Genomic DNA, 18,649 nt, shown 5'->3' with positions numbered 1-18,649 from the left:
CCGTCACCCCAGATTCTCTAACTGCATCGCCGCCCACAGCAGCCAGCCCGCGCTGCACAGCGTCGCGAACAACCCCAGCACCAGCGCCCACACGGCCACCTCGCGGTTCTCCACGGGCCGTCGCAGTGACATGATCGCCGCGATCACCGAGATGATGGCGACCGGGATGCCCCATCCCACGAACATCGACGTGGCGAGCGCGACGATCGCGGCGATCAAGGCCCAGGGCGCGAGTCTCGTGTCGTCGACCGGCAGCGTGTCGGTGGTCGGCGCCCATTCGTAGACCGGCTGCTCTTCGGCGTCCGCGTGTCGCGCCGTCTGCTCGACCGGAACCGGTCCGGTCGGCAGCCGACCGTAGTCCTTCCGCCCACCGGGCAGCGCGGCGTCCGCGTCGGGTCGGGCGACCTCGGGGGTGGGCTGCTCGATGCGGGGCTCGCTCATGACGGGCTCACCTGGATCTCGGTCACCGGGAGGGTGGAGTCCGCGCCGAACGCGAGGGTCGACGGGGTGCGGCCGCTGGAGATCAGCTCGGCGGCGAGCCCGGCGATCATCGCCCCGTTGTCGGTGCACAGCGACAGGGGCGGGATGCGCACGGCGACGCCGGCGTCCGCGGCCCGCGCGAGCGCGACGTCACGCAGTCGCCGGTTGGCGATCACTCCGCCGCCCAGCAGCAGCCGTGGCACACCGCGATCGGCGCACGCGGCGAGCGCCTTCGTCACGAGCACGTCCACGACCGCCTCACGGAAGCTGGCGGCGACATCCGCGACCGGCACCTCTTCGCCGTTCGATTCGGCCCGCTCGACCCAGCGCGCGACGGCGGTCTTCAGACCCGAGAACGAGAAGTCGTAGCGGTGCTTGGCCATATCGGAGGCCTTCGACAGCCCGCGCGGGAAGCGGATCGCACTGGGATCACCCTCGGCCGCGGCGCGGTCGATCTGCGGCCCGCCCGGATACGGCAGTCCGAGCAGCCGGGCCACCTTGTCGAAGGCCTCGCCGGCGGCGTCGTCGACGGTCTCGCCCAGCAGCTCGACGTCGGTGGTGAGATCGCGCACGTGCAGCAGGGAGGTGTGCCCTCCCGAGACGAGCAGGGCGATGGTCGGGTACTCCAGCGGGGCGGTGGCGCGCTCGTCGGAGGTGAGGATGTCGGCGGCGATGTGGCCGACGAGGTGGTTGACCGCGTACAGCGGCTTGCCGAGCGAGACGGCCAGCCCCTTCGCGGCGCCGACCCCCACCATGAGAGCCCCGGCCAGGCCCGGCCCGCTGGTCACCGCGATCGCGTCGAGATCGTGGAGCGCGACCTTCGCCTCGGCGAGCGCGCGTTCGATCGTCGGCTGCAGTGCCTCGAGGTGCGCGCGGGCGGCGACCTCGGGAACGACGCCCCCGTAGCGGGCGTGCTCGTCCATGCTCGAGGCGATCGTGTTCGACAGCAGCTGCCGACCGCGCACGATCCCGATGCCGGTCTCGTCGCAGCTCGTCTCGATGCCGAGCACCAGGGGGCCCGTCATGAGCGGCCCTCCCCGGCATCCCGACCCACGGCATCCGGATTGTCGGACTTCACCTGAATCTCAGGAGCTGATTCGGCATCCGCCCCTGCGTTCCGCGTGTTCTCCTGCGTTTCATGTGAGGCGGCATCCGCCCAGGTGCGCAGGTCGAGCCGCATCACCACGGCGTCGACATCGCCCGGCTGGTAGTAGCGCGGGCGGCGACCGAGCTCGGTGAAGCCCTCGGAGCGGTACAGCGCCTGCGCGACGTCATTGTCGTCGCGCACCTCGAGGAACAGCTCCTGGGCGCCGCGCTCGACGGCCGCGGTGATGAGGGCGCGCAGAAGTGCGCGTCCGCGTCCGCCGCCGCGCGCCTCGGGTTCCAGCGCGATGGTCTGGATGTCGGCGTCGCGCCCGCCCTGCAGAGCGCGCACCCCGCCGTAGCCGACGATGCGCTCGCCCTCGACATCGACCAGGTAGACGTTATGGATGCTGGCGATCTCGGTGCCCATCGTCTGCTCGCTCCACGCGTCGGCGGGGAAGCTGCGGCGCTCGAGCAGCATGATCGCAGTCAGGTCGTCGAGGTGAGCGGTGCGCAGGCTCATGCGCTCACCCGCTTCGGGGCGCCGGGCTGCACGACATCCGGCGAGCGCAGGTACAGCGGCTCCGCGTCGGCGAGGGCGCGTCCCGCCACGATCGCCCTCGCCCCGACGCGCGCGAGGGCCACCGCGGACAGGGCGGTCACCTCGTGCACCGGCTCGGCGATGCTCGTGCCGCGCTTCTCGAGGCGGGTCGGCGTGCGCAGCTGCGGGATGCCGTCGGCATCCGTCCCCTGGAACACGCTCACGGCGATCTCGCGCCGCCGCGCGTCCGTGACCACGGCGAAGGCCTCCTCGTTCTCGATCTCGAGCGCCACGGCGTAGTGGCTGGGCACCGGGAGGAGCGGGATGCCGCGGCCGAGCGCGAAGGCGCGCGCGGCGGCGATGCCGATGCGCAGACCGGTGAATGGCCCCGGCCCCATCCCGGCGACGACGTGCGTGATCTCCGGCCGCGCGACCTCGGCCAGCAGATCGCCGATCACTTCGGCGTGCCCCAGCGGGTCGTCGGTGGCGGCCTCGGCGACGGCGCGCCCGTCGGCGTCGATGACGGCGACGGCCGTGCCCAGTGAGGTGTCGACGGCGAGGATCACCCTTCCAGAGTAGTGGCGCTCGGGCGACGGCGACGGTGGAGTCAGGCGATGGTGATGGTCGTGGTCACCGTGCTCTGTCCCCCGGACTCCCAGCGGTCGCCGCCCTGGCTGCGTGCGTTGTCGGCCCGGGTCGCGGCGAGCGCGGTGAGCGTGTCCAGATCGAAGTCGCTCTCGAGCACGGTCGCCCACCCGATACTGGCCGAAACCCGGATGACCGACAGCTCGTCCTGTTCGTCGACGGACGAGACGCGCTCGAGCGCCGTTCGCACGTGATGCTCGACCGTCCGCTCGTTGCCGGGAACGAGCGCGAGCAGCTGCGTGCCGTCGCCGCGCACGATGTCCGCCGAGGGCGGCAGCGCCTCGACCACAGCAGTGCGGAAGCGCTGCACGATCGCGGCGAAGTCCGACTGGCCGGACGCCTCCCGCAGATCGCCCGGGTCGTCCAGCCGCACGTCCAGCAACGACCAGCTCGCGTCGTGGCGGGCGCGAATGCGCGCGAAGCGCTCGCGCAGGGCATCCTCGCCGCGGTGCAGCGCACTCCCGTGCGGGCCGGCGTCGCCGCCCAGCCCGCCCGACGTGTCGGAGCGCACCAGCAGCAGGATGGTCACCGCTGCGCACACGCTGGTGACCATCGTCCCCACCCCGTTCACCTCCCGCAGCACCGAGATCTGCTCACCCGCATCGGCGACCGGTCCGATCACCCGCCAGGCGAGGTTGAGAGCGGCGGCGATCGCGAAGGCCCCGCTGACCAGCAGCAGCGGCAGCGTGACATCGCGTGACGGGATGCGCAGCCGTGCGAGGTCGATCGCGATCAGCCCCGCGAACACGCCTCCGCAGGCGAAGGCCAGGCTGAACACGAGGGAGAACGCCTCTGTTGCCGCCGACAGCGCCAGCGCCGTGGGGACCATGATGACGAAGGCCCCGGCCTCGAACCAGGGCACCCGACGCCCGGCGAACAGGCGCAGCCCGAGCCACACCAGCGGCTCGAACGCCAGCATCAGTCCGGAGGCGAGAGCGCGTAGCGGGCCGAGACCCGCCTGCTCCGCGGCAGCCCACACGTACGTCGCGAGCAGCCCGATGCCGAAGGCGATCCCCCATGCTGTGGTGGCCGACGACGGGCGGCGCAGCACCGCGAGACCGAACACCATCGCGGTGGCGAGGCTGACCATCACGATGATGGTCTGCGGAAGACCGACGTGCACGTTCACGACGTCGCCGCCCGCGTCGAGGATCGTGCTGATCATAGGGACTCCTCGGAGGGTGCGTTGGTTGCGTCGGCGCCGGCGGCCACGAGCGCGCGGGCGTTCACGACCGCCGGTCCGCGCGGCAGCAGCATCCGCACTCTCGTGCCGACCCCGCGCTCGCTGGTCACGCACAGCTCACCGCCGTGCGCGGTGAGGATCTCGCGGACGATGCCGAGCCCGAGGCCGGTGCCGGGCACTCCGCTGCGCACGGCCTCGGGGGCGCGGAAGTACGGCTCGAAGAGTCGTCCGAGATCATCCGGGGCTATGCCGACGCCGGTGTCGCTGACCAGCAGCTCCGCCGCGTCGTCGTCGGCGATGCCCAGGCGCACCGACACCCGGCCGCCCGCGGGCGTGTACTTCACGGCGTTGCTGAGCACGTTGTCGAGCGCTTGACGGAGTCGGAACGCGTCGCCCGAGACGACCAGCGCATCCATGCCGACCACCGTGAGCGTGAGGTTCTTTGCTGCCGCGGTGGGCAGGAACAGCTCCACGGCCGCGCGGGCGAGCACGCTGAGATCGACCCGCTCCGGCCGCACCGTCGGACGCGTCGATTCCAGCGCCGAGGTGACCAGCCGTTGCATGCGTTCGCTGGCATTCGCCACGGTCTCGAGCTGGCGTCGGACGCGCTCGGGCAGATCGTCGCGATCGAGCAGCAGGTCGACGTGACCGAGGATGGCGGTGAGCGGGTTGCGCAGCTCGTGCGAGACGATGGCGGCCACCTTGCGGCGCTCCTCCCCCGCCTCGAGCTGTTCGGTGATGTCGTCGATGATCAGCAGCGTCGTCTCGCCGTCCTCGTCGACCGAGGCGATCGGCTGGGTCGTCACCTGCAGCGCGCGCCAGCGCCCGGATGCGTCGTAGAGCCAGACCCGCTCGCCGTCCAGCCGCTCGCCGCGGGCCGCGCGAGCGAGGGTCGTCGCGGTGGGCACCAGCGGCTCGCCGCGGTGGTCGTCGTACTCCACCGCCGGCGCGGGAAGGCGCGCCCCGTGCCGGTCGCGTCCGTAGAGCTCGCGATAGGCCTCGTTCATCTTCACGATCACGCCGCGGGCCGAGATGGCGACGAGGGCGGTGTCGAGCGCGTCGATGATCTGGGTGACGCGCCGCTCGTGCGCGGCGGCACGATCGGCGGCACGTCGGGTCTGCTGCGACTGCCGACGCAGCAGACGGCGTGCGGCGCGGCCGCGCACCGCGCCGATGCGGATGCTGGTGCCCAGGAAGCCCAGCGCGAGCATCGTCACCACGACCCGCATCGTCGCTTCGGCGATCGGGCCCTGGGCGCCGGCGATGGCCACCAGGCTGACGCTGATGGTCGCGACAGCGGCCGCGACCACCCAACCCGAGTAGTAGGTCGCGATCCAGGCGACCGGGATGACCCACAGGAACCCGATGCGCAGGTCCGTCACTGCCGCCGTCAACGCGATCGCGATGAGGTCGGCGAAGGGCACCACGGCGATCCACCCCGGACGCACCCGCTGCCAGGGGATCAGGAACGTCACCAGGGTGACGACGATCACCAGCGCGATCCCGGCGACGAAGAGGGGATGCGTGAACACCCTCGGCAGCAGCGCCGCCACGGCCACCACCACGCTCACGATGCTGCCGGTGAAGATCAGCTGCCACCGCCAGACCGAGGACGTGCGGTGCATGGTCGTCGTCCCTTTCAGTGCGGTCGCTGAAGTCTCGCGCAAGATTAGTCGAAGATCGCCGTCATCCCGGCATCCGCCGCTCTCGCCTGCTCTACGATCGGAGTGGATCGTCGCCCGCCCGGAGGCGCCGCCCCGTCTCCGACGACGAACCCGTCCATTGGACGCCATCGTCGTCAGCCATGCGCCGCCCCGTCAGGGTGGCCCGCGCAGGGACGGCTTGAGCCCGGGTCGTGTGCCGGGAGGCGCGATGCGGGACAGGAAGACCGGACGGCGACGCCAGTGGGGCACCGAGCGCACGCACGCGCCGCTGCCCGCGGTGCATCCCCGGCCCTCCACGACCAAGCTCATCGCCAGTCGCGCCGCGATCTGGCTCACCGTCACGATGTGGGCGCTGTACGTGCTCTCCGTCGCGATCACCCTGTTCTTCGCCGGCGAGTTCGACACCGTGGGGCGCATGCTCGAGGGCCTGTCGTACGTCACAGTGGTGACCTTCCTCACCTTCTCGGCCCTGATGTACCTCGTCGCACGGCACGGTGCCTTCGAGCGGTTCCGCAAGCACCGCCGCGCTGCCCGCGCGGAGCTGGACCGGCACTTCAGCCCCGACCATCGGCCGCTCACGGTGCTCGTGCCCTCGTACGCGGAGGAACCCGAGGTGATCCGCAAGACGCTGTGGTCGGCCGCGCTGCAGGAGTATCCCGCATTGCGCGTCGTGCTGCTCATCGACGACGCGCCGCAGCCGGGCGACGAGGCCGCCGATGCCAGGCTCAAGGAGACCCGCGGCATGGCTGCCGCCATCGAGGCAGAGCTGCGCAGCGTTCACGAGGTGATCGCCGCGGCGATGACCAGGTTCGAAGCCCGCCAGAACGGTCTGATGCTTGCGCAGAAGAACGACCCCGCTCGACTGCCCGATCTCATCGCGCAGTACCGCTTCGCCATCGACTGGCTGCACGACCTCGCTGCCGATGAGCGGCGCGATGACCACGTCGACGACTTCTTCGTCGAGGAGGTGCTGCTCGGCCTCGCCGACGACCTCGAGACGACCGCCGGTGCGCTCGAAGCCGCGTACGCAGAGGGCGAAGGGCTGCCGACGCAGCGCATGCGCGAGCTGTACCGCCGCCTCACCTGGATCTTCTCGGCCGAGCTGACGTCCTTCGAGCGCAAGCGCTACGCGTCGCTGTCGCACGAGGCGAACAAGGCCATGAACCTCAACTCGTACATCGGACTTCTCGGCGGCCGCTTCATCGAGCACAAGACCCCTGACGGCCTCATGCTCCGCCCCGCCGCCGGCGGTGGGCGCGCCGACATCGAGGTGCCCTACTCGGATTTCGTGCTCACCCTCGACGCCGACTCGGTGCTGCTGCGCGACTACTGCCTGCGCCTGGTGCACTTCCTCGAGCAGCCCGAGAACTCCACCGTCGCGGTGGCGCAGACGCCGTACTCGTCGTTCCGCAACGCACCCAGCCGCATCGAGCGCCTCGCCGGCGCGACCACCGATGTGCAGCACCTGCTGCACCAGGGCATGACGTACCACAACGCGACCTTCTGGGTGGGGGCGAACGCCGTCATCCGCATGGAGGCGCTCGACGACATCCTCGAGATCGAGAGCGTCGACGGGCTCGAGGTGCGCCGCTACGTGCAGGATCGCACGGTCATCGAGGACACCGAGTCGAGCGTCGATCTGACGGTGTTCGGCTGGAAGCTCGTGAACTACCCCGAGCGACTGAGCTACAGCGCGACCCCTCCGGACTGGGGTTCGCTGATCGTGCAGCGTCGCCGCTGGGCGAACGGCGGTCTGCTGATCCTGCCCAAGATGTGGCAGCGGGTGCGAGAGATGCGCCGCGCGCACAAGCCGCTCTCATTCGGTGAGGTGACGCTGCGGCTGAACTACATGGCGTCCATCGCGTGGGCGAGCATCGGCCTGATCTTCCTGCTCGCGTACCCGTACGACAGCAGGCTGGTCAGCCCGTTCATCCTGCTGGGCGCCCTGCCCTACTTCCTCGCGATGGCGAGCGATCTGCACTACTGCGGGTACAAGCGCACCGACATCTTCCGCATCTACGGGTTCAACCTGATCCTGCTGCCGGTGAACCTCGCCGGAGTGCTGAAGTCCGTGCAGCAGGGCCTCACCGGACGCAAGATCCCCTTCGCCCGCACCCCGAAGGTGAAGGACCGCACGAGCTCGCCGCTGCTGTACATCGTGGCCCCGTACCTCATCGTCGCCTTCTCGGCGCTGGTGGGCTGGCGCAGCTTCGTGGACGGCGCCTGGGGCACGTTCGCCTTCTCCGCGATCAACGCCGTCTGTGCGCTGTGGGCGGTGCTGGGCAACATCGGCGTGCGCGCCTCGGTCGTGGACGTATGGGTCGGGCTCACCGACTGGATGTGGGTGGACATCGAGCAGTCCGGTCACGACGACGCCGCCACGGATGCCGGCCGCGATTGGCGCGTGGCGCTGCACGAGGGCCACGCCGCCCCCGGCACGCCGCAGAACGCGGGTTCCCAGTCCCGGCGCCCGCTCGCCGCGCGCGGGTCGCTGTCGACCGCGCGACGCACAGCGCCGTCGGATGCCGCGCCGCCTCGTCCGCTCGAGAAGACGGGCGGTTCGCGATGAGCCCCTCCACTCGCCACCCCGGCAAGCGCCTCTCCCCCTGGCGTGTGCTGGTGGGCGTCCTCGTCCTCGCCCTCACCATCGGGGCGGCCGCCGGCGTGCCCTGGTACCTCTCCTCCACGCGTCCTGAGGTGCAGACCCCCGCCGGGCCGCGCTGGTTCGGGGGCTACTTCGATGTCACCGCCGTGCATGGCGCAGCCGCCACCACGGTCGACGAGAGCGTGAACGGCACGGTGCTGCTGTCGTTCGTCGTCGCGGAGGACGCCGAATCATGCTTGCCGACCTGGGGAAGCGCATACGACCTCACTGCTGCCGGACGCGAGCTCGACCTCGATCGGCGCGTGGACCGGATGCGACGCGCCGGCGCGCATGTGGCCGTGTCGTTCGGCGGCGCACTCAACACGGAGCTCGCCAGCGCGTGCGAGAACGTGGCGTCCCTGCAGATCGCGTACGCGGCGGTGCTCGACCGATACGGCGTGAGCACGATGGACCTCGATCTCGAGGCGGGAAACCTCTCGGATCGCGCGGCCGGCGTGCGGCGCGCGGAAGCCATCGCACGCCTGCAGGCGGCACGCGAGCGCACCGGCGACCGGCTCGACGTGTGGGTGACGCTGCCGGTCGCCCTGGACGGCCTCACCGCCGACGGGATCGAAGCGGTGCGCATCCTCATCGACGGCGGGGTGAGCATCGCCGGGGTGAACGCGATGACGATGGACTACGGCACTGATCTGGGCGGTCGATCGATGTCCGCGGCGTCGATCGACGCCCTCGAGGCGGTGCACGACCAGCTCACGCGCGTGTACGCCGACCGGGGCCTGGATCTGCCCGGCGGCAGCGCATGGTCGCTGATCGGCGCGACGCCGATGATCGGGCAGAACGACGTGCGCGACGAGGTGTTCACCCTGCGCGACGCGGAACGGCTGAACGCATTCGCGCAGCAGAACAGGATGGCCCGCCTGTCGATGTGGTCGATCAACCGTGACCGCACCTGCGGACAGAACTACCCCGACGTCACGGTCGTCTCCGACGCCTGCAGCGGCGTCGATCAGAATGAGCGCACCTTCGCCGGCGCGCTCGCCGCCGGCTTCCGCGGCGCGCCCGCCGTGCAGACCGCAGAACCGGAGGCCGCGCGGCCGGTTCGAGACGATTCCGAGACGAGCCCCTACCCGATCTGGTCACCGGATGCCGGCTACTCGTCGGGCGTCAGAGTGGTGTGGCACGGCTACGTCTACGCCGCGAAGTGGTGGGTGCTCGGCGGCCCTGAGCCGGACGATCCGACGCCCGGCCCCGATCAGACCTCCTGGGTGCTGGTCGGCCCGGTGATGCCCGATGACGAGCCGTTCGCCCTGCCCACCGCGGCTGCCGGCACGTACCCGGAGTGGAAGGCCGCGACGGTGTATCAGAAGGGCGCACGCGTGCTGTATCAGGGCACGCCCTTCCAGGCGAAGTGGTGGACGCAGGGAGAGCTGCCTTCGGACGGCGTCCTCGACCACGACCGCTCGCCGTGGCAGGTCGTCGAGGAGGACGACGCGAAGCCCTGATCGGGCGGGGCCGCGTCCACCGGGGGCGGCGTCAGCCGAATGCGGCGATGGCGTCCGACTGCGGGGTGAGACGGTAGCCGACCCCGCGGACCGTCTCGATGTAATTGGGCTCGCTGCTGCTGTCGCCGAGCTTGCGGCGCAGGTTCGCGATGTGCGCCTCGATGGCGCGCTTGTCGGGTTCGCCGACGTAGTACGACGACCCGAACGCCTCCCCGCGCAGGACGAGCGCGAGATCGGACTTGCTGCGCACCCGGCGCTTGGACTCCAGCAGGGTCGCGAGCAGGTCGAACTCGGTCGGTGTGAGCTCGACCTCACGCTGTGCGACCAGCACGGTGTGCGTGGCGAGATCCAGGCTGAGGTCGCGGTGGCTGATCCACTCGGCGTTGCCGTCGCCGATCGCGACGATCGCGGCATCCGCGCCGGGATTGCGAGCGGCCACCGCCACCTCCGGAGCGCCGGGCACCTCGTGCGCCGCCGAGTCCTCGGCATCCGAGTTCTCGGGGTCGGGGACCAGCCGAATCGGCGTGATCGGTCCGGAATCGGCGAACGCGTCGCGCTCCAGACGGCGCGGCCGACGCATGAACGCCTCGATGCGCGCGCGCAGCTCGCGCGGTCGGAACGGCTTGGTGACGTAGTCATCCGCTCCTGAGCTGAGACCCAGCACGATGTCGGATTCCTCGGCGAGCGCGGAGAGCATGATGATGTAGGTGTCGCTCGTCTTGCGGATGCGACGCACGGCTTCGAACCCGTCGATGCCCGGCAGGTTGACGTCGAGTGTGGTGATCACGGGGTCGTGCTCCTGCACGGCTGCGACCCCCTCGAAACCGGTGGTGGCGAGGACGGTGCGGAACCCGGCCGCACAGAACACCTCGTCCAGCAGATCGCGGACGTCGGGATCGTCTTCGACGATGACGGCGGTCTTGGACGGTACAGCGAAACCAGACATTGCTCCCCTACAGCGTTTTCGGGCAGCATCGTCTGCCCGACGGTCCCCCCGTGAACCGGTGCACGTCTCCCCTTCCGAGACCGGCCTCCCCTCGAGGCCGACGCATCCTCGTCCCGTCGGCGTACGACGGTCGGAGTCTGCGACACCAGCAGAGCCGACACTACCCGGAACCGGGCGCAGAAGACGACTTCTTTGTGGAAATCAGCCCAGCGCGGCGCGCAGCGGGTAGTCCTGGCCCTCCAGGATCAGCTGTGCCGCCACCCCGGTCGCGCGGTTCGCGACGATGGGCGCGAGCAGATTCACGTGCACCCCGTCGCTGCCCGGGTTGGCGACGACGAGCAGCATGGCGTCATCCGGCGCAGTCAGGCCCAGCTGCCCGGCCTGCTCGTCTGACAGCGTCGGCGCATAGCCGGCGACGACATGCTGCGGATCGAGCAGGTACAGCCGCAGGGCGTCGTCGTCGATGGCGCCTAGTGAGAACAGGCCGTCCGCGCCGTCGACCGGGTCGAGCGTGAAGCGGGTGTGCGGCTCGAAGCCGGGTGGGGCGGCGATGAAGTCGAGCACCGCGCTCATCGCAGGAACTCCATGAGCGATGGCTGCAGCACCCGTCCGGTGACGGCCAGAGCCGAGCGATAGACCAGCTCCTGCGCCTGCAGGCGCACGAGCACCTCCACCGAGTCCACATCCTCGACGGCGGCGCGTCGGGCCTCGAGCGATACCGAGTCCTGCAACGTCGCCTCCTTCGCGCGCTCCATCTGGGACTGCCGGGCGCCGACGGCGCCCTGCGCACTGAGCATAGCCGTGCGCCGATCGTCGATCTCGTTCAATCGCGGGCCCACGTTCTCGCCCGCGCGAAGATCCTTCACGATGTCATCGATCAGCGTGAACACCGAAGCCTTCCCGACGCCGAAGACGGCGGCGCCGTCGGCATCCACTCGGATCGACGTGCCATCCGACACCCGGCGCACCACCTCGGAGTCCGGAACGCCGCTGTATGCCCCCTGCTCGGTGAACGCGGCGGTGTCGGAGGTGCCGGCGAACACCGAGCGGCCCAGCACCCGCGTGTTCGCCTGCGCGAGCAGCTCGTCGCGGATGCCCTCGAGCTCGACGGCGATCGCCTCCTTCGCCACCGGGTCGAGGGCGCCGTCGTTGGCGCCCTGCACCGTGAGGTTGCGGGCGCGCGCGAGCAGCGTCGTGCTCGCGGTGATGGCGGAGTCCGCGGCGGTCAGCCACGCCAGGCCGTCGTTGGCGTTGCGCGCGTACTGCTCGGTGCGCCGCTGCTCGGCGTGCACGCGCATCGCGGTGGTCGCCGCCGTCGGATCGTCGGACGGCGCGAGGAACGCGCGCTGAGAGGTCGCCTGCTCCTGCAGGCGGGCCAGCTCGGACAGATTCGCCTGCAGCTGGCGCATGGACGTCTGCGCCATCGACGACGCCGTGACTCGCGAGATCATCTTCGCCTCCTATCGGCCGACCAGGCCGGTGCGGTTGATGAGCACGTCGAGCGATTCGTCGACGGCCGTGAGGACGCGCGCGGCGGCCTGGTAGGCGGTCTGGTACGTCAGCAGGCTGATCGTCTCCTCGTCGCCGTCGACGCCGGCGACCGAGCGCTGCGCGCCGATCGCGGCGACGGAGGCCACCTCCGACACGCGGGCGCGCTGGATGTCACCGGCGGTGGCGACGGCGAAACCCGACACGGCGTCGGCCCACGCGGCATCCGGTCCGGTCACGCTGCGGCCGATCTGAGAGATCGCATCGGCGTTGCCGGCGTCGAGCGCGCCGGCGTCACGCGCGGCGAGAGCGAGCTCGGATGCCGACCGGACGGCCAGACGGAGACCGAGGGCGGCCGGACCGTCGGCCGCGAGAGAGAAGAAGTCGCCGCCGTTCTGGCCCGTGCCCGTGACGCCGGCGCTGTGCTGCGCGTTCACATCCTTCGCGAGCGTGCGGGCGACCTCGTTGTAGGCATCGGCGAGCCCGGCGAGCGTGCCGCCGTCCTGGGCCGGAGCGAGCACGCTGAGCAGGCCACCCAGCTCGCCCCCGCCGATCGATGCGGCGAATTCGTCGTCGGCGGAAGCGCCCACCCACGACACCGTCAGGCGACCCGCCTGATCGATCGCGTTCGGACCGTCGATCCGCAGCGCGCGTGCGTCACCGCCGGCGACGAGGGCGTTGCCGTCGACGCGCACCGTCATGGTGCCGTCTGCTTCCAGCGTGCCGCGAGCGCCGACGAGACGGGCGGCCGTCTGCACGAGTGTGTCGCGTCGGTCGATCAGCTCGTTAGCCGACCGTCCGGCGGCGAGCGCGTCGCGGATCTCGCCGTTCAGTGCGGCGATCTGGGTCGCGGTCGCGTTGACCTGACTGACGGTGCGCTCGGCGGAGGTGCGCGCGTCGCTCCACTGGGCCGCCACGGCACGATAGCCGTCGGCGATGTGCGCGACGAGCTCGGTCGCCGATTCGAGCACCACCGCGCCGGCGGCACCGGAATCGGGCGCGTTGCCGACGTCCTGCCAGCTGCTCCAGAACTGCGTGAACCGGGCCGAGAGTCCCTGCGCGCCGGGCTCGGCCAGAGCCTTCTCGGCCGTGGTCGCGGCGAGCGCCCTGGTCGACCAGAACCCTGCCGCGGCGGACGTGTCGCGAACGCGGGCATCCAGCAGCGCGTCACCCAGCCGCACGATCCCATCGACCGCGACCCCGTGCCCCGGCAGAGCCCCCATGCTGAACCTGCCCGACTGGGCGACGGCGGCGATCGCAGACGTGCTCACCCGCTGACGCGTATAGCCCTCGGTTGCCTGGTTGGCGATGTTCTGACCGACGACGTCCATGCCCCGTCGGGCGGCGGCCAGCGCACTGGCGGCGGTTCCCAGACCGCTGAAGGTGGACATGGTGCCTCACATCTCCGTGTCGATGATCCGGGCCGAGCTGTCGCGAGCCCGATCGCCGTGCGTGTCGTACTCGCCGGTCTCGTCTCCGAGGCCGGCGATGGTCTCCTGGGTGGCGCGCATGACCGCGTGCAGCTGCTCGGCGTTCACGTCGCGCAGCCGGCCGATCTCGTCGGTGAGCGCGGTCACGGCGCGCAGGTGCTCGGTGAGGATCTCGGGCCAGGCGCCTTCCGGGGCGGCCTCGATGAGCTGGCGGATGCCGGCGCCTTCCGGCGCGCCCCACTCCGCTGCGACGGACTCGGCCTCCACGACACGGGCGATCCCCGCCGCCCGCAGCCCTTCCAGCACCTGCTCGATCTCGCGTGTCGCGTACTTCATCCAGCGCGAACGGCCCGCCGCGAGTAGCAGCTCCTGCTCCTCGAGCTTGAACAGCAGCAGCTCGAGCAGTTCGCGCTCACGCCACAGCTGGATGGACAATTCGTTGGCTCCCATTGGTCCTCTTCCCCAGTGCTCTCATCCCCAGTGGCCGTACGGCCGAGCGACCGGTCAGCCTCTAGCTATCGACCGCCACAGATGAATTGTTATCCGAGTGCTATGGGGATTTCTCCCCATGCCGCTAATATTCAGAGCGTGGTAGGGGGGGACCGACCATATGGGGGCTGTTCAGCCCCGGTATTCGTACGGGAAAGGCCACGCCATGACGACGACGCGTGACGAGCGCAATCGCCTCATCGAGCAGAATCTGCCATTGGTGGGTTACCTCGCCTCTGAGACGCACGCGCGCGCGACGCACGTGTCGCGCGAGGATCTCGCGTCGGCGGGTGCGCTGGCCCTGGTCACCGCCGCGGACGCCTACGACCCGTCGCTGGGAGTGCCGTTCGGCGCGTACGCGCGCCGCCGCATCCTGGGCGCATTCGCCGACGAGATGCGCTCGATGGACTGGGCCTCGCGTGGCATCCGTCGACGCATCAAAGAGACCACCGCCGTGCAGGACAGCCTCTCGGCAGCGCTGGGGCGCACCGCCACGGTGACCGAGATCGCCACGGCGATGGGGGTCGCGCAGGAGGAGGTGTTCGGCGCTCTCGCCGACGCGTCGCGCACGGTCACCACCCTCGACGAGGCGTACGAGGCCGAGATCGCCTCACACCTGCCGCTGCCCGAGGAGTCGGCGGTGGTCGCCGAGCGGCGCACCGTGCTCGAGCACGCCATCCAGGCCCTGCCCGAGCGGATGCGGCTGATCGTGCACGCCGTGTACCTCGAGGAGCGGCCGGTCAAGGACATCGCCGAGCAGCTGGGCGTCTCGCACTCCGCCGTGTCGCAGCAGCGCGCCGAGGCAGTGCGCCTGCTGCGCGACGCGCTCGAGCGCTACTACCGCGACGGCGCGGAGGCGCCGACGACATCGCGGGTGTCGACGTCGGTCCGCGAGGGCTTCTTCAGCCGCATCGCCGAGACCGGCGGGGCGCGCATCGCCCGCGCTCTGGCAGCGCCGGAGCCCGTCGCCACCTGACGACTAACGACCCGCGTTCATCCGCCGATAGGTGACGGTGAAGCCCACGGACGGGCTTCGCACGAATCCCATCACGGAGGAACACAAAATGGGTATGCAGATCAACACCAACGTGTCGGCGCTCAACGCCTACCGCAACCTGTCGTCGACGCAGAACGACCTGTCGAAGTCGCTCGAGAAGCTCTCGAGCGGTCTGCGCATCAACCGCGCTGCCGACGACGCGGCCGGCCTGGCGATCTCCGAGGGCCTGCGTGCGCAGGTCGGCGGTCTGAACGTCGCGGCACGCAACGCCCAGGACGGCATCTCGGTCATCCAGACCGCAGAAGGCGCCCTGACCGAGGTCCACTCCATCCTGCAGCGCGTGCGCGACCTCGCGGTGCAGGCCGGTAACGACTCGAACAACACGGAGTCGCGCGGCGCGATCGCGAAGGAGGCCGGTCAGCTCCTTGACGAGCTGACGCGTATCTCGGACTCGACCAACTTCAACGGCATCAACCTGCTGGATGGCTCGAAGTCGGGCCTGTCCTTCCAGGTCGGCGCAAATGGGGATGACGCAAGCCAGATCAGCGTCAACCTCACGTCAGCGAACGTGAAGACGCTTGCAGCTGATCTGAAGAACGGCACCCTGGCTGCGACCGGCACCCGGTTCGATTTCGATGACACCACGTCGGGCGCCATCGATGGCATGGACTCCTTCTCGTTCAGTGCCGGTACCGGCACTGCCGTCGAGAAGACGGTGACCGTCGATCTCACCGGCAAGACCATCACCAACGGCGACGACCTCGTCGCCGCGCTGAACGCGGACGCCAACTTCTCACAGTCGTTCACTGCGACTGTCGTGAAGGACGCGAACGGCGTCGCAACGGGCTACACGGTGCGCGCGAACGACGGCGCGACGGTTGACGCGGCTACCTCCACTTCGGACAACGTGACGACCATCACCGCCGGCGCCCCCGTCACCGGCGGTCTGGACTTCTCGTCCGCTGGAGCCGCGAAGCTCTCGATCCAGAAGCTGGACGCGGCGATCACGAACGTCTCGGCTGCTCGCGCCGACCTCGGTGCGATCCAGAACCGCTTCGAGTCGACGATCAACTCGCTCAACGTGTCGGCCGAGAACCTGTCGGCTGCCGAGAGCCGCATCCGCGACACCGACATGGCGTCCGAGATGGTCAAGTTCACCGCGAAGAACATCCTGTCGCAGGCCGGCACCGCCATGCTGGCCCAGGCCAACCAGGCCAACCAGGGCGTTCTGCAGCTGCTGCGCTGATCCTGACGGCATCCGGGTGGGGACCCTTCTGGTCCCCACCCGGATGTCTCGCCCCGCTCCGGAAAGGCTCCCATGGGAATCGCACTCGACGGTCTGGTGTCGGGCCTGAACACCACCGAGCTCATCAAGTCGTTGATGGACGTCAACGCCATCCCCCGCAATCTTCTGAGATCGAAGATGACCGACAAGGGCGTCATCATCTCGAACCTGCAGTCGCTGAACTCCTCACTGCAGGACATCGCCACCAAGGCGAAAGCGGCCCTCGCACCCGGGGCCATGGCGCGCTTCGCCACCTCGTCATCGGCATCCGGCGTCAGCGTCTCCGCGACCAAGGACGCCGAACCGGTCACCGCCGAGATCGTCGTCGATCGCGTCGCCCAGCGACACTCCGTCGTCACCGCCGCGTACGCGGCCTGGCCCGACGAGCCGCCGGTGCTCACGCTGCAGAACTCCACCGGTGAAAAAGTGGAGGTGACTGCGACCTCCTCCTCCCCTCAGGACGTTGCGAAGGCGATCACGGCGGCGGGTTTCGGTATCACTGCCCGTGCTGTCTCCGCCGGAACGGATGCCGAGGGAGCGCCTCTCTACCGTCTGCAGCTGTCGGCCACCGAGACCGGTGCCGCCGGGGCGTTCCGGGTGGATCGCGGTGATATGGCGTCCGTCGACGCCGGCGCCTCCACCGACCTCGCTACCGAGCCGGGGGCGGCGACCATCACGACCGGCGCCGACGCGCAGATCCGGCTGTGGGCCGGCACAGCCGCCGAGCAGGTCGTCACATCGTCGACCGGCACCTTCGCAGACCTCTTCACCGGCGTGAACGTCACCGTGACCGCCAAGCCCGCAGATCCCGTCACGATCGGGGTCACCCGCGACGCGTCGGCACAGGCCAAGGCGTCCGGCGATCTGATCTCGCAGCTCGCCTCGCTGCTCACCCGCATCGACAACGGCTCCACTGCCACCGTGCCCAGCGGTGCCGGAGAGAACACCACGCTCGGCGTGTTCACCGGCGACAGCACGGTGCGGGCACTGCGACGCGCGCTTGCCGATGCCGTGCAGTACCCCGTCGACGACGTCTCGCCCTCGAGCATCGGCATCTCGGTCGACCGTCATGGCGTGCTGTCGTTCGACCAGGCGAAGTACACCGCCGCGCTGGCCGAGGATCCCGACCGAGTCGCCCGGCTGTTCGCCGGTGTCGTCGAGCGCGTGCAGGACGTGGCCGAGACTTACTCCGACAAGCACGACGGGCTGCTCACCGCGCGCATCACCGGCCAGCAGGGCGAGGTCGACGCCATCGGCGAGCAGATCGGACGCTGGGATGTGCGCCTCGCGCAGCGCAAGGCGACCCTCGAGCGCACCTACGCCCAGCTCGAGGTGCAGCTGTCGCGCATGCAGTCGCAGTCCTCCTACCTCTCCTCGCAGCTGGCGGCGCTGACGCCGAAGCAGAACGGATCCGGATCATGAACGCCGCACTGAAGGCGCAGCAGCGCTACCGCGAACTCGCCGTCCTGTCCGCCGCGCCCGAGCGCCTCGTGACGATGCTGTACGACCGGCTGCTGCTGGATATCGAACGCGGCGAGGCCGCACAGCGGCGCGGGGACTGGAACGAGGCGAACGTGCAGCTGCAGCACGCGCAGGCGATCATCGCCGAGCTGCGTTCGTCGCTGACCGACGCCTGGGACGGCAGCGCGGGGCTGCAGTCGCTGTACGCGTTCCTCACGCAGACCCTGATCGGGGCGAATATCGGCCGCGACCCCGAGCGCACGCGCAGCTGCGCCGAGCTGGTCGCTCCGCTGTGCGAGGCGTGGCGTGCGGCGGCGGATTCACTGAGCACCGGCCAGAGCGCCGCGCAGGCGTGAGAGGTGCCGCTCGCGCATGAACACCGCCGCGTGGACGTCGCTGTTCGACCGCTTCGAACGCGAACTGGCCGGCATCGACGAGGGCGATGCGTCGTGGCATCCGCCCGCCGAGCCCATGCCCGAGGAGTTCGCCGACCGCGCGCGCACCCTGCTGCTGCGGCAGCAGGAGCGCATTGCCGAGATCCGCGGGCAGCAGGATGCGATCGCGCATCAGCTCGTGGCGCTGCGCAGGGTCCCGGATGCGGCATCCGACTCCCCCGCGTACCTCGACGTCGCCGGCTGACCCCCGCCACGAGGGGTCAAAAAATGCCGCATCCCACCCCCAACATGCGACAAATTTTGACCCCCACACGAGACGGGCGCGCGAGAGGGGTCAATAAATGCCGCATGGCACCGCTCTCATACGACAAATTTTGACCCCCCAGTGGCTAACGCGGGGGCGGGATGTGCCGATAGAGCCTCAGGAGCAGGGAGCGCTCACCAGGATCGGCCAC

The 18,649-nt window shown here is 70.1% G+C and carries 18 protein-coding genes; 7 read left to right on the top strand and 11 right to left on the bottom strand.

What is annotated here, in order from left to right; all coding sequences use genetic code 11:
* Positions 1 to 3 precede the first annotated feature (3 nt).
* Genes WFG93_RS08090 through WFG93_RS08065 form a run of 6 tightly spaced genes read right to left on the bottom strand, consistent with a single transcriptional unit; the run spans position 4 to position 5,557 of the window.
* On the bottom strand, positions 4 to 441 hold the full coding sequence (locus WFG93_RS08090; RefSeq protein ID WP_336645826.1) for a hypothetical protein: 438 nt from the start codon (positions 439 to 441) through the stop codon (positions 4 to 6).
* Positions 438 to 1,505 carry a tRNA (adenosine(37)-N6)-threonylcarbamoyltransferase complex transferase subunit TsaD gene (gene tsaD / locus WFG93_RS08085; protein WP_336645825.1) on the bottom strand — a complete coding sequence of 356 codons (1,068 nt, stop codon included), beginning with the start codon at positions 1,503 to 1,505 and terminating at the stop codon, positions 438 to 440. Before tsaD ends, WFG93_RS08090 begins: the two co-directional genes overlap by 4 nt.
* Complete coding sequence (gene rimI / locus WFG93_RS08080; RefSeq protein WP_336645824.1) at positions 1,502 to 2,086, bottom strand: ribosomal protein S18-alanine N-acetyltransferase; 585 nt, start codon at positions 2,084 to 2,086, stop codon at positions 1,502 to 1,504. The genes tsaD and rimI overlap by 4 nt, the downstream gene beginning before the upstream one ends.
* Positions 2,083 to 2,670, bottom strand: coding sequence for a tRNA (adenosine(37)-N6)-threonylcarbamoyltransferase complex dimerization subunit type 1 TsaB (gene tsaB, locus WFG93_RS08075; RefSeq protein WP_336645823.1), 588 nt, complete (start codon positions 2,668 to 2,670; stop codon positions 2,083 to 2,085). The genes rimI and tsaB overlap by 4 nt, the downstream gene beginning before the upstream one ends.
* Before the next feature lie 41 nt (positions 2,671 to 2,711).
* The gene (locus WFG93_RS08070; RefSeq protein WP_336645822.1) at positions 2,712 to 3,914 is read right to left on the bottom strand and encodes a hypothetical protein; all 1,203 of its coding nucleotides are present in this window, start codon (positions 3,912 to 3,914) and stop codon (positions 2,712 to 2,714) included.
* Complete coding sequence (locus WFG93_RS08065) at positions 3,911 to 5,557, bottom strand: sensor histidine kinase (protein ID WP_336645821.1); 1,647 nt, start codon at positions 5,555 to 5,557, stop codon at positions 3,911 to 3,913. Before WFG93_RS08065 ends, WFG93_RS08070 begins: the two co-directional genes overlap by 4 nt.
* 247 nt (positions 5,558 to 5,804) lie before the next feature.
* Here WFG93_RS08065 and WFG93_RS08060 point away from each other — a divergent pair, with 247 nt between their 5' ends.
* Together WFG93_RS08060 and WFG93_RS08055 are read left to right on the top strand one after the other, a co-directional pair.
* Positions 5,805 to 8,165, top strand: coding sequence for a glycosyltransferase family 2 protein (locus WFG93_RS08060; protein ID WP_336645820.1), 2,361 nt, complete (start codon positions 5,805 to 5,807; stop codon positions 8,163 to 8,165).
* On the top strand, positions 8,162 to 9,703 hold the full coding sequence (locus WFG93_RS08055; protein WP_336645819.1) for a chitinase: 1,542 nt from the start codon (positions 8,162 to 8,164) through the stop codon (positions 9,701 to 9,703). The genes WFG93_RS08060 and WFG93_RS08055 overlap by 4 nt, the downstream gene beginning before the upstream one ends.
* Before the next feature lie 31 nt (positions 9,704 to 9,734).
* Here WFG93_RS08055 and WFG93_RS08050 read toward each other — a convergent pair whose 3' ends face one another.
* From WFG93_RS08050 to flgN, 5 genes are all read right to left on the bottom strand, one after another.
* On the bottom strand, positions 9,735 to 10,649 hold the full coding sequence (locus WFG93_RS08050; RefSeq protein WP_336645818.1) for a response regulator transcription factor: 915 nt from the start codon (positions 10,647 to 10,649) through the stop codon (positions 9,735 to 9,737).
* Positions 10,650 to 10,850: 201 nt separating this feature from the next.
* Positions 10,851 to 11,222, bottom strand: a complete 372-nt coding sequence (gene fliW / locus WFG93_RS08045) for a flagellar assembly protein FliW (protein ID WP_336645817.1) — start codon at positions 11,220 to 11,222, stop codon at positions 10,851 to 10,853.
* Complete coding sequence (flgL, locus tag WFG93_RS08040; protein WP_336645816.1) at positions 11,219 to 12,100, bottom strand: flagellar hook-associated protein FlgL; 882 nt, start codon at positions 12,098 to 12,100, stop codon at positions 11,219 to 11,221. Before flgL ends, fliW begins: the two co-directional genes overlap by 4 nt.
* A 9-nt stretch (positions 12,101 to 12,109) precedes the next feature.
* Positions 12,110 to 13,528 (bottom strand): flagellar hook-associated protein FlgK, encoded by a 1,419-nt coding sequence (flgK, locus tag WFG93_RS08035; RefSeq protein WP_336645815.1) that lies wholly within the window; start codon positions 13,526 to 13,528, stop codon positions 12,110 to 12,112.
* 6 nt (positions 13,529 to 13,534) lie between these two features.
* The gene (gene flgN / locus WFG93_RS08030) at positions 13,535 to 14,017 is read right to left on the bottom strand and encodes a flagellar export chaperone FlgN (RefSeq protein WP_336645814.1); all 483 of its coding nucleotides are present in this window, start codon (positions 14,015 to 14,017) and stop codon (positions 13,535 to 13,537) included.
* Between the two features lie 205 nt (positions 14,018 to 14,222).
* On the opposite strand from flgN, the gene WFG93_RS08025 reads away from it, so the two are divergent.
* The 5 genes from WFG93_RS08025 to WFG93_RS08005 all read left to right on the top strand — a co-directional run bounded on the left by WFG93_RS08025 (position 14,223) and on the right by WFG93_RS08005 (position 18,438).
* Positions 14,223 to 15,032 carry a sigma-70 family RNA polymerase sigma factor gene (locus WFG93_RS08025; protein WP_336645813.1) on the top strand — a complete coding sequence of 270 codons (810 nt, stop codon included), beginning with the start codon at positions 14,223 to 14,225 and terminating at the stop codon, positions 15,030 to 15,032.
* Positions 15,033 to 15,120: 88 nt separating this feature from the next.
* Entirely contained in the window at positions 15,121 to 16,299 is a 1,179-nt protein-coding gene (locus tag WFG93_RS08020; protein WP_336645812.1) for a flagellin N-terminal helical domain-containing protein, read from the top strand.
* A 72-nt stretch (positions 16,300 to 16,371) separates the two neighbouring features.
* Positions 16,372 to 17,760, top strand: coding sequence for a flagellar filament capping protein FliD (gene fliD / locus WFG93_RS08015; RefSeq protein ID WP_336645811.1), 1,389 nt, complete (start codon positions 16,372 to 16,374; stop codon positions 17,758 to 17,760).
* Positions 17,757 to 18,155: a flagellar export chaperone FliS gene (gene fliS / locus WFG93_RS08010; RefSeq protein ID WP_336645810.1), complete on the top strand. Its 399-nt coding sequence runs from the start codon at positions 17,757 to 17,759 to the stop codon at positions 18,153 to 18,155. The genes fliD and fliS overlap by 4 nt, the downstream gene beginning before the upstream one ends.
* A 16-nt stretch (positions 18,156 to 18,171) precedes the next feature.
* Positions 18,172 to 18,438, top strand: coding sequence for a hypothetical protein (locus tag WFG93_RS08005; RefSeq protein ID WP_336645809.1), 267 nt, complete (start codon positions 18,172 to 18,174; stop codon positions 18,436 to 18,438).
* Positions 18,439 to 18,649 lie beyond the last annotated feature (211 nt).

It is taken from the genome of Microbacterium sp. USHLN186 (assembly GCF_037145155.1).
GTDB lineage: Bacteria > Actinomycetota > Actinomycetes > Actinomycetales > Microbacteriaceae > Microbacterium.
Note: the sequence above shows the minus strand (reverse complement) of the source record. Positions and strands in the feature narration are given on the sequence as shown.